8 protein-coding genes are annotated in these 11,772 nt (G+C 61.0%); 2 read left to right on the plus strand and 6 right to left on the minus strand.

Going from position 1 to position 11,772, the window contains the following annotated elements; all coding sequences use genetic code 11:
• The 6 genes from DV027_RS17795 to DV027_RS16225 all read right to left on the minus strand — a co-directional run.
• A partial coding sequence (locus DV027_RS17795; protein ID WP_130732896.1) for a DUF5983 family protein occupies positions 1 to 233 on the minus strand: 233 nt, incomplete at its 3' end.
• Between the two features lie 31 nt (positions 234 to 264).
• A complete protein-coding gene (locus DV027_RS16205) occupies positions 265 to 1,296 on the minus strand; it encodes a phosphoadenosine phosphosulfate reductase domain-containing protein (RefSeq protein ID WP_130732897.1) in 1,032 nt (343 codons plus the stop codon).
• 157 nt (positions 1,297 to 1,453) lie between these two features.
• Positions 1,454 to 1,867, minus strand: coding sequence for a hypothetical protein (locus tag DV027_RS16210; protein WP_130732898.1), 414 nt, complete (start codon positions 1,865 to 1,867; stop codon positions 1,454 to 1,456).
• Positions 1,860 to 2,198, minus strand: coding sequence for a hypothetical protein (locus DV027_RS16215; RefSeq protein ID WP_110096307.1), 339 nt, complete (start codon positions 2,196 to 2,198; stop codon positions 1,860 to 1,862). Before DV027_RS16215 ends, DV027_RS16210 begins: the two co-directional genes overlap by 8 nt.
• 183 nt (positions 2,199 to 2,381) lie before the next feature.
• Positions 2,382 to 4,307: a ParB/RepB/Spo0J family partition protein gene (locus tag DV027_RS16220; protein ID WP_087609036.1), complete on the minus strand. Its 1,926-nt coding sequence runs from the start codon at positions 4,305 to 4,307 to the stop codon at positions 2,382 to 2,384.
• A 177-nt stretch (positions 4,308 to 4,484) separates the two neighbouring features.
• On the minus strand, positions 4,485 to 9,584 hold the full coding sequence (locus tag DV027_RS16225; RefSeq protein ID WP_130732899.1) for a lactate dehydrogenase: 5,100 nt from the start codon (positions 9,582 to 9,584) through the stop codon (positions 4,485 to 4,487).
• A 549-nt stretch (positions 9,585 to 10,133) separates the two neighbouring features.
• Here DV027_RS16225 and DV027_RS16230 point away from each other — a divergent pair.
• Both DV027_RS16230 and DV027_RS16235 read left to right on the plus strand, forming a co-directional pair.
• Positions 10,134 to 10,808, plus strand: a complete 675-nt coding sequence (locus tag DV027_RS16230; RefSeq protein WP_235450627.1) for a ParA family protein — start codon at positions 10,134 to 10,136, stop codon at positions 10,806 to 10,808.
• Complete coding sequence (locus DV027_RS16235; protein ID WP_007400691.1) at positions 10,805 to 11,503, plus strand: hypothetical protein; 699 nt, start codon at positions 10,805 to 10,807, stop codon at positions 11,501 to 11,503. The genes DV027_RS16230 and DV027_RS16235 overlap by 4 nt, the downstream gene beginning before the upstream one ends.
• Positions 11,504 to 11,772 lie beyond the last annotated feature (269 nt).

Genomic DNA, 11,772 nt, shown 5'->3' on the forward strand with positions numbered 1-11,772 from the left:
GAGCGAAAATACGCAGAAGAAAGATACGACAATGCAATCAATGTGACCTCTTGCATCGTAAAGGCCGTCCACATAAGCGGGACATGGACAAACCATCCGTGCGGGCCGGACAGGCAGGTCAGCCCAGAGGAACCACCTGACCTTGCATATCTCTCAAGGTGTCCGCGGTCCGACAGGGGGAGGTGGCCGGTGCTCAGGTCGAGGAATTTCCGGATCTGGAAAGGCGCTAACATCGGTTTTCTCCCTGCTGGAGGATGAGGCGGGTCAGACCGGCCCGGCGCTCTCGCCAAATGCGCCGGCGGGCAGGACCCATTGTTCGGGGGATGTGAGGACACGGCCACGCCATCGGTGGCAGAGCGCGCGGCGCACCAGACCCGGGTGCTGGCGCACGGGGCCATAAACCGTGCCGCCGCTGGCCAGCGTGCCGAGGTCCCGGTCGCGTCGGATGGTGCAGCCAAATGCGCGTTCCCACTCACACAGCCGGGCGAACCGATCCGGGTCCATGTGACGCAGCGTTGCAGCCTGATCAGCGGACATGAATACACATGTCAGGCAGGACAGACGGCCAAACCCGAGCTGATAGGGAAGCGGCGGAATCACGCCATGCCGACGCAGGATCTGCCAGACAGCCGCTTCACTCCAGGCATGTACCGGCCGCCAGTGATCGATATGCCGTCGGGCCCGACCATCACGACAGTCTGCCCGGTGCCGCTCAAAGACAGCGTAACGGGCACGGTTCGCGGATTCCGCCGCGCGTTCTCCGGTTACAAACAGGGTCCGGGCATGACTGAAGCGCGCCTGGTTCCGCAGGGCGCCATCCGCAACCATGATCTTGGCGTATGGGGAACACCAGCGGACCGACAGGTTTGCCGAAACCTGCGGGAAGCGGCGTCGTGTATTGGGCGGTCCCTTGCCACCGACAGTGACGCGCCCTGTCGGGGTATCGAACCAGACCGGTGCGGTCGGCGCATTCTCGCGCAGCATTTCCCGCACGATCCCGCCCTGGCGGGCGGAGAAATACAGCCTGACGCCAAGGGCTGCAGCCAGATGCCGCCCGTAATCGGGTACATGCGGCCAGTCAAAAACGTCCCCGTCATCGTCCACACGATGGTGCCACCACTCGATGCGTTGCGGCGCCACGCCCTTTTCAAGCAGGTGCAGCGTACTGGCGAGGGAATCCTTGCCAAAGGAACAGGCGATGATGACGTGATCATAACCCGCCAGGTCAGGTATCTCTCCGGGCTCCGGCACGACAGTTCCCTGGCGGGATAACAGGCCTGCGGTCACCATGGACATTCTCCTTGTCTGAATGTCTTCTGGCGGTCCGAAGGGATATCGCGGGTCAAACGCGGCGCGTGCGCCGGCATCGCAGGCCTGCGGAGCGGGACAAGAGCCACCGTTTGAGGCGCGATGGCCCTTCGGGCATATTTTTTCCTGTGCCTTCCTGCTTTTCCTATGCGTCCGCGTTCAGGTATTCGTGCAGATACCGGCGCAGCACCACGCAGGCTGAATGAGTGTCCCGCTCACCGTCATCCGCAAGGACACGATCCATCACTCTGGCGAGAACGGCGGCTGCCTCTCGGCCCGGGCTGAAAACAAGGGAAAACCCAAACTGTCCCTGCAGCACGCCGGTCCCGGCATCGTGGACCATGGCCACGATCTCGCCATGGACGACTTCCTCGACCTCGAGGTCCACTTCCTGACCGTCAGGCAGAATGGTGGTCCGGATCCCGTCAGAGTCCACACTGTCGGGGACCGCATCGAGGACGATCCGTGCAGCCGCCTGGGCGTCTGTCGCCGTGACCATGAAATCGCCAGCATCGGCTTCAAACAAGCGCTCAACCAGCGTGACACGAAAATCAGGCATTGCCGTCCTCCCTTAACAGGACAAATTCGCTCAGTGTCTTGGCTTCCCGCCATGGGCAGTGCCACACCATCACCTCCTTTCCGCAGATTTCGGTGACAGAGCCGCGCTCTCTCAGCCGGGCCAGCTCGGCCGACGTGACTCTGGGAACCGCCGTGAAAGCGGAAAATTCGACCACTGCCGCCTCCACGCTCTCATAGGGTCCCCGCCATCGGCGGGCCGCTGGCGGATAGATTTCAGGCGTCCGGATCAGAACCCCACCATCCGGGTGGAAGCCCAGTTCAACCACATACCTGCCGATCAGACGCTTTTCCGTCATGTATTCATGGGTCATCACGGTTCTCCTTCGCCGACGCAAGTGAACGCGTAACCTGACGTTCCGGATAAGCCCGGTTGGGGCGCATCGCAGAATTTCGCGGTCGACGTCCTGCCAGAGGCCGTTGCTGGCTCACCGCCCGACGTCACCACTGGGGGCGACGGGCCGTGAGCCAGAGCCGTACGGCGGCAACAGCCTCGCTCAGCTGAAGCCTACAAACTCAACATGCGTCCTGAGGAATTCTTCAGGTGTCTGCGATGGCGGAGCCAGACTTTCGGCCCTGCCGTGCGGCACCTCATCCCCCTGATCTGCCGCCAGGTCTGTGGGCGTGTCAGTCACTTCATCGAGCTCAATGCCCGTCGCGGCAGGATCATCGGTTCCCGGGCCACCAGTCCGCGCATCGGCATCCGCGTCGTCTTCCAACTCGGTCTCGTCGTCATGCGCCAGGTCCCCATCATCGTCATCCGCTTCGGATGGCGGGGCGAGCGCTTCCGCGAAGGTGGCGTTCAGCGCTGCGACATCGACCTGGAAACGCGCGGCAGGATGCACCCAGATCCCCTGCCCGACATGGTCCATCAGGGCGCGGCGCATTTCCTTGCCGGTATTGCGCGGCAGGATGCCTTCCGCCTTTATGGCCTTCGTGATGCCGGACTTGCTGAGCGTTTTCAGGAAGTTTTCATCCGCCATGGCAGGCAGATGGTCGTCCGCTTTCACGATATGGCCGACCAGGACACCCCAGTCGCCGCTATTCGTCGCGTTCTTCTCGCAGGACAGCACGGCTTTGAGCACGTCGACAGCAGCGCCACGCAGGACCGCCTCGTCCAGCGTCATCTCGCCATCCTGGAACAGTCCGGCGGCAGCCACGAGCCGGCGTGACGGACGGCGCTGCGGGTAGTGCGCGTTGGAATCCCCGTCCACCCGGACATTCTGCGCGTTGAGGGCCGCGATCATCAGCCCGACCAGGATCCATGGATCGGCAGAGCCCCGCATGCCGTCCAATGCGGCATGCAGCGCCTGGGTGCGGAAACTGCCGATCATGTCAAAACCGCGCCCCGAGATATCGGGCCGTTCCCGTGGCCCTTCGGGCAGGGCTTCAATGACGGCGGACGGCGTCACGCGACCCGCCGCCTCGCTGCCCGGCAGGACGCACCAGCCCTCGCGAACCTTCAGGCGATGATCGAGCCAGAAGAATTTCGTGGCGCCCTCGCGCTGCCAGTAGATCCGGACCATGCCGGGTTCGAAGACCGGCTCGCCGTTCTCGTCGCTCTGCAGGATCAGTGCGTCTTCAGGCGTGTTCTGACCCAGCCACTGGCGCTGCGCCTTCTCATAGGCGAAGCCGTCATCGGTATAACGGCCGTCCTTCCCGGCTTCACCGAACAGATCTTCCTGCCAGGCGATCCGGCAGCTTTTTGCAATGGCGTCATCAAACGAGGCCTCGATTGCATAAAAACGGTCCTGCCGCAGGGCTGACGCAATCCGGTCCCAATCGGGGATGGCAGCACCGGGTTCCCAATTTCCGTCGGGCTGTTGCTCGCCCTCATCTTCGCAGGCTTCGACATCCTCGGGCGGCGACGAGCCAACCGGAAACCCGAAATGGCCCCAGACCTGTTCCTGCAGCGCGGTGGACGCAAGGGCGATGCTCGCCAGTTCACGATTGCCGGGCCCCTTGCCCGCCTCGATCCACGCCAGAATCTCGGGTAGGATGGCAGACAGGCGGCCGATCTGCTTCAGCTGCACCGGTGTGAGCATCAGCGCCTTGCAGATCGCGGTGTCATTCCACTTTTTTTCCTCCCGAAGCCTGGCAACAACCCGCCACTGTTCAACCTGGGTCATGGGCTGACGGATCATGTTCTCCGATGCGGCACGCATCCGGTCCAGTTCCGCATCATCGCCTGCCACCGTCACCTGAATGGTTTTCAGGCCGGCCTTGACCGCGGCACGCCGGCGGCGATGCCCTGCAACGATCATCAGACCGTCAGGAGTTTCGCGGACCAAAGGCGGGTGGATGATCCCGACGGCCTTGACGTTCAGCGCCAGCTGGCGCTCTTCCGCCTCGTTGGGCGCGGATTTCCGCGGGTTTTCGGGGTTGTCGAGCAGGGTTTTCGGATCAACTTCGCGCAGTTCCATGGTTTTTACTCCGTGTTCTCAGGACGCCTTTCCTGATGCACTCCGGCGGCCAGCACCGGGCTGGCGGGGCAAGGGCGCCGCGCAGCGGCGGCACCGGACCCGCGCGCAGGCGGCGCAGACGCCGAGCACGGGGAGGCGCCCCCCCTTGCGGCGCCTGACCGGAGATGGCAGCCCTTCTCAGGCTGCCACCTCTTCTTCCTTCTCCCTGTCCTCGGTGTCGTCATGCGCCGGGTCTTCATCGGTCGCGGTCGCCGCCAGATCGTCTTCCAGCGCTTTCAGCTCAGCGCGCTTTTCATCAAGCATCGCCTGTTCCGCGAACGGCAGGCCCAGACGGGCGCGGTATGATGGCAGGCGACGCTGCGCTTCCTCCCGCATCCGGATTGCATCACGGAGCGCGTCATCAATCCGAAGCAGCGCATGCTCGAGGCGCGAGGCCAGCCCAAGGCCCTTCGTGTCGTCCTCGACGCCGATTTCAATGCGGCCTGAGCGCGCTTCCACAAACAGCATCACGTCGACCGCGCGCTTTTCGTAGTACACGCGACGGGCAGGCCCAGCTTCGCACATGACGGCGAACCCACCGATGCGTCCGAGGTTCCAGACGCCTGCCTCGCCGTTTTTCGCCGCCAGGCGGACCTGGGACAGGAGCCATGATCCGGCCTTCTCGCGCTCGCTGACATCCCCCTTGTCCCGACGCAGTACGAACGCATCCCCCTTCGTGGGCTGACGGCTGGCAATATCCGCCTCGATAAGCGGGATCTGGCGCTCCGCGCCCGCAATCTCACGCTCGGCCCGGTCGATGGCACGTTTTACGGCGAACTGGTCGTCATAATGGGCGGCCGCCAGTCTCTCGAGCCGCGCAAGATCGGCCTCCAGCCCGGCTTTGTGCATCAGCCGGGCATCGCCCGAGGCAAGCGCCTTGGCCATGGCGAACTGGTTTCCCCCTTCCCCGCCAATGTCCTCAATCCGCCGGATGGAACGGTCACCTGACATCGCAAGTCCAATAAAGCGCTGCTTGCGTTCGAGGAGCTGCCAGTTGGTCGCGTCAACGGAACCCTGCTGGGCGTAGGCGTAGAGTTCGATTTCCGCGTGCTGGTTGCCCTGCCGCTCGATGCGTCCCTCGCGCTGGATGATGTCGGAGACCAGCCACGGCACGTCGAGATGGTGCAGGGCCTTGAGGCGCTGCTGGGCGTTGACGCCGGTGCCCATGGTCGCCGTCGAGCCGATCAGGATCCGCTTGCGGCCGGCATTGAGATCACCGAACAGCTTCTGCTTCGCCGCACTCTTCCTGTAGTGCTGCATGAACGCGATTTCCGCGCGCGGCACGCCCAGGCGGATCAGTTCATCGCGGATCCACGTATAGGCGGAAAAACCGCGTGTCTCCATCGCGCTCTCGGTGCCCAGATCCGAAAAGATCATCTGCACCGCCCCCGGCAGGTCGTACGGCCGACCGGTTTCAGGATCGCTGTAACGGCTTTCCGATGTCTCCTGCCAGATCCGGAACACGTTCCCGATCATCAGGTTGAGCTTCGACGTGTCATCATTCGCGGCGAGAGGGGCGACGAAGCGCAGGTCGATCGCGGCATGACGGGCATCCGTGATGACGGACAGGAGGATGTCATCGCCCTTCTGGGGACGCCCCTGGCGTGCTTCGATGGCGTTGATGCGGGCCGCCAGCGTCTTCTGGTAGGCCCTGAAGTTATCGTTTGTCGGCGCGACAATAATCTCGCGACGCCCGCCCCGGATTGCTGGCAGATTCACGTACTGGCGCAGGTCATCGTGCTGCACGACATCCGCGAAGTCGCGATACATCGCCATGAGGTCGGCGACGTTGACGAACTCGGTGAAGCGCGTGACCGGCTTGTAAAGCCCGCTTGGCTGCAGTTCCAGTTCGGTACGGGTTTCGCCGAAATTGGCTGCCCAGGCATCGAATTCATGCAGGTAGCGCTTCTGCAGCGCCTCAAGATCCATATAGCGGCTGACCGTCCACATCTCGGCCAGCGTATTGGTGATCGGGGAGCCGGACGCCATGATCAGCGGGCGTTCCGGATTTTTTGCCGCCAGGTAGCGCGTCTTCACGAAGAGATCCCAGGCCCGCTGCGAGCCGTTCGGATCGACCCCCTTGAGGTCGGACTGGTTGGTTGCAAAACTCAGCTTCCGGAACTGCTGCGCCTCGTCGACGAGGATCTGGTCGATGCCGATCTCTCCCAGATGCACGAGATCGTCCTTGCGAGCGGAAAGGCCTTCCAGCTTCGCCTGCATCTTCTCCTTCATGCTCTCGACCCGCTTGCGCGACAGGCGATCGGCCGCGTCGACGCTTTCCAGCACTTCCTCGTAAGACGCGATCTGCGCCTCGATCATCTGGCGTTCGAAATCCCCCTCCACCGGGATGAACCTGAATGCGTCATGCGTGATTATGATCGCGTCCCAGTTTCCGGTCGCGGCCCGGGCAAGGAACCGCTGGCGCTTTGCTTTCACGAAGTTCGTCTCGTCGGCGACGAGGATCCGCGCGGTCGGGTAGAGCATAAGGAATTCGCGGGCCATCTGGGCGAGACAGTGACCGGGGACGGCGATCATCGCCTTGCTGACCAGGCCAAGCCGCTTCTGCTCCATGACGGCCGCAACCATCGAGAAGGTCTTTCCGGAGCCGACCGCGTGCGCGATATACGTGCCGCCTGCCGCGATGATCCGCCAGATGACCCGTTTCTGGTGCGGGCGCAGGCTGATCGTGGTGCTTGCACCGGGCAGGCGCAGATGGGAGCCATCAAACGCGCGTGCAACCAGGTTGTTGTAGGTATCGTTATACAGCCGGACCAGCCGCTCGGCCCGATCGCCATCCTGCCAGACCCATGTCTCGAACGCACGCCTGATCGCCGCCAGTTTTTCCTTTGCGGCTTCCGTCTCCTGTGTGTTCAGTTCGCGGTGCTCATTGCCATCGCCATCACGCCAGACATCCCATATTTTTGGCGATGCCTGTGTCAGGGCATCTTCCAGCAGTTCGCCGGCATGTCGCCGTTCCGTTCCCCAGACTGACGTAGCCTCGGCCTTGCCCATGAACGCCCGTTTCTCCACGGTCCAGCAGGCGACCGCAGGCGCGTGATAGATGACCGTTTCGACTCCGAGCACTTCGGCGGTAAAGGCGATGATGTCGCTGACCGGCAACCAGGGAGCGCCAAGGCGCGCGGTGATCTCCGACGGACGCAGATCGGCTGGCTGGACGGCTTCCAGCGCCGTGACGTTCCGGGCGTAGCGCCCATCGATCCGGGCTGCATCGCGTGCCTCTTCCAGCTTGGTCCGCACGGCGCCGGAGAGCATTTCATCAGCCGTGACCCAGACATCGCGACCATCTACGCTTCGTACAGGATCGAGATAAACCGCATCCCCCAGTGCGGCCGCGACCTCAGCTTCGGACTGTCCCATGAGTTCCGCGATCCGCGGCATTTCCACGCCGCCTGTTTCATGCAGGCAGACGGCCAGGGCGTCGTGGGCGGAATGGATCTCGGGTTCGACAGGCGCATGAATGACCCGCTCCGAGAAAATTGGTCCCATCCGGCCTTTCTGTGTCGCCTCGTCGTATTCTTCGATGGACGAGACCAGCCAGACGTCGGGATCATCATAAAATGGCGTCAGGTTCGGTCGCCGCTGGGTTTCGTTTTCGACCCCGGTTTCTGGATCGATCCGGACCGTCACATTCATCAGGTTGATCGGGCCAAACTGTCGGACAAAGCTGAAATAGGCACGCTTCAGATCACCCTGCAGGCGTCCATAGGGCAGGTTCTCCATCTGCGCTCGCAGCACCGCGCGTGCCGCATCCCGGACGGGTATCAGCGCGGCAATGATCCGGGCATGCTTCTGGAAGAGGCCATCCTTCTGATCCCCCTTCCTGATGGCGACCGTGGTGGCCTGTCCGTCGCAGATCTGCTGCAGGACGCCTTTCGTGACGAAGTAGGAGCCCTCTTTCAGTTGGGCGCCATCGGCAGCCGTGCCGACCAGCACACCGGCTCCCGCCGGCCGGACAATGCGCTGGTCCAGGGGTTCCGGAAAGCGCACGTCCTGCCCGATCCGGCTCAGGGCCTGGGGTAACATCACATCGAGCCTACCGTCGGCACGCGCGTCGCATGTGTAATCGGGACCGAACTGGGTGGTGGTCCAGCCGTGACGGCCAAGCACCTGCTCCGGATGGTCGAGGAAGTAGCGATTGACGAGGAGCGGACCGTTACCCTGGTTGCTATCCGCAAGGGCGCCGGTTTCCAGCCAGGTCTCATCATCGGCCATGTCGCCGATCATGCGCTTGCGTAACACCAGTACGTCCACCACCACGTCCGTGCCGGCGTCATCGCGCATTGCTCCGGCCGGGAGCCGGACTGCCCCCACGAGGTCAGCCATGTCGGCAATGGTCCGGCGCGCGGTGCTGTCGGTCTTGTCCAGCGTATGGCGGGACGTCACGAAAATTGCGATGCCGCCTGGGCGGAGTGCTTCGACGGATCGGGCGATAAAAAAGTCATGCAGGCTCAGGCCAAGCCGTCCCAGACCTTCCGGGCCACGCACGGTGCGATTGGAAAAGGGTGGATTACCGATCGTAAGGTCATACCCGTCTGCGAGCTTCACTGTCGTGAAATCCTCGCTGCGGATCCACTGGTTCGGATAGAGCCTGCGCGCAATCCTTGCCGTAATCAGATCATTCTCGATCCCGGTAAAGGCGATGCGTCCCTCGAGCCTTTCCGGTCGGGCCGCGATGAAGAGACCGGTCCCACAGCCGGGTTCAAGCACGGAACCGCCTCTGAAGCCCATCTGCAGCACTTTGTTCCAGAGCGCGTGCACGATCAGTTCAGGCGTAAAATGCGCATATTGTGTCGCGCGCTTCAGTCCTGCCCTTTCAACGTCTGTTGTGGAGGCATGGATCGCCTCGCCAATCTCTTCCCAGCCTGGGCGGGGGCTATCGCTCCCGGATGGAAACAGGTTGTTCGCCAGTTCTCCAGCTCCAAAGCCGATGAAGCGTGACAGGACGATCTGTTCGGGGGACGAAGCGTTTCGGTCTGCTTCTTCGATCTCCTTGAGCAGCGCGATTGCCAGTGTATTGTCACGGGCCCGCTGTTTCCAGATGTCAGCGAGGCCTCGGTCGGCCACCATATGAAAGTCGATCTTGGGAAGGACCATTGCGGCCGGTGTGGCGGGCGGGACGGGGGACGCGCCGTCTTCGCCTTCAAGTTCGCCCCAGAAAAGGTCGTTCTGGGTATCTGCGAGAGCGGTTGTGCCGAAGAGGTTGAGCTGGAACGACATGGCCGTGCTCCGTACAAACGCCGGAGCCCGGCACTGCTTCTGCAGGCCGGGATGTTTCCGGGTCAGGTTTTCGGGATGTCAGGAACGGGCGTGCTAATCAGGTTGTGTCGCCTGATTACTCTTTCCTTCAGCTCTTATTGCGACCGGGTCGGGCAGTGCGGGGCAAGGGTGCCGCGTAGCGGCAGCACCGGACCCGCGCGCAGGCGACGCAGACGCCGAGCACGGGGAGGAGCTACCCCTTGCGGCGTGCTGGTCGATCTGGTGCAGTTTTGTCTTATTTAGACCTTTTTTTGGCCGTTCCTCTTCGGCAAACAATGGGCAATCGGCTCAAAGCTCTAGCGCTCCCGACCATAGGTAATCTAACTGTATCCCCAGACGATACGTCCTGCGCAAGCAACGCACCAAATCAACAGACAAAAGCGTTTTACGCGGTAAAAATTTTACGGCGTAAAAGATTTGGAACTCTTCTCTTGTATTCAGAAAGCTGTCCTGTAAAAACTCCTTCTATACGGTGGCGGTCCGCGGAACTCCTGCATCGATAAGGTCCCAATGACAAAACATCCCTCTCCATCAAAACAATCCATCGTGATGCTATCATCGCCAAAGGGTGGTGTTGGAAAATCGTCGTTATCTCGGAATATACTTGTTTTAGCTGCTCAATCTGGCAGACAAGTATTAGGACTGGATATGGATAAACAGGCAACTCTAGCCACATGGGCGGAACGCAGGGAACGCGTCCGTGCGAGTATTCCGGCCGTGTCCCATATTCCTGTACATCGCGCGTCCCTTGATGACTGGCGATCCACCCTGAAAATGGCGAGGCAATCCTCGGCCGATTTTATTGTCATCGACACGCCGCCCTCGATCGAAATCAACATGACAGCAATCTTGGGCTTGTGTGAAAGTTCTGATTTTGTTCTGGTTCCATGCCAGCAAAGCCAAGACGATTTAGACAGCGTGATACCGTGGATGCGCCATTTGAAACAGAGCGGTGCGAAAGCAGCGTTCATCATTAATCGGGCGAATATTCGAACTCGTTCCTACGCGACTATCCGCTCCAAATTGCTAAATGTCGGACCCGTGTGTCCCGTAGAAATCGCCCAAGCAGAGGAAATATCACTCGCAAATGGTAAAGGGTTAGGCGTCATGGATCTAAGTCGGCCCAAAAACGCGGAAGCGTTTGGCGCACTCTGGTCATACTTGCGACAGGAGTTGGACCTGTGAGCAAAGCCAATTCGACGCGCGGCATCTCGCTGCGAGCCTTGCAGGGCCTTGATGCTGACGAAATACAGCCATCTGATGCGCGTCCTAGCGAGCTACATGAACTCACCACCGTATCTTCTGAAACCCTGGAGACAATTGCATCAGTATTTTCCGGAACGGACCTTGCGAAGGACGAGGGCCGCATCCGGATCATTCTTGATACCCAGCGCGCCGTAACATCTGCGTGGGAAAAGGCTGCGCGTTCCTTTCTGGAAATCGGCCGAGCATTAAATACGCTAGAAAATGCACTTTTTTCGAGAGAAGAAAAAAACCGTCTTAAAGCCAGTTTCGAACGCTTTTTCCCTTTCTCCGAACCGGTGGCCTCCCAGTTGCGTCGGATCGCAAGCATGGTGGATAGTGGCCGAATTAGCGAGACGTTACTACCGGGTTCATATAGTGCAGCGTATCAGCTGACTTTACTGGGACCAGAGGAACTTGAAGCGGCGCGCGAGAAGGGCCTCGTCGGACCCAGCGCGTCTCGTTCTGCAATCATAGCATTCCGAAAGTCAATCAAGCGGCCTGCATCTCATGTTGATTTTGCCGCGCTCGTAACAGAGGCGCGGCGCCTTAGATCCACTAGGCGCCAAATGCTGGAACAGCTTGTTGCCATCCGAAAGCGCTTACGTGAAATCGATGAACTTATCGGTGACGAGTAAAAGTTCCGAGAGAGCATTAGGAGGCCAACCCCTGCATCTATTACGGGATCGGCAACGCGACCTTCTACACAAGACGATCGAAATACGGTGGGCTGGAGGTCTCGAAGCTTGAGGAGCAGCAAGTAGGAAACTCGTGAGACGCCCGGCATTACGGCATAATGCTCTGACCAAGGCGGTGTCCAAACGGGATTACTTCTGTGGTTGCCGTCCGTTATGCAAGAGTTTTCTGACCCATATTGACGTGTGATCGTGTGCGGTCTTCTGTAAGG

The organism is Komagataeibacter xylinus (assembly GCF_004302915.1).
GTDB lineage: Bacteria > Pseudomonadota > Alphaproteobacteria > Acetobacterales > Acetobacteraceae > Komagataeibacter > Komagataeibacter xylinus_C.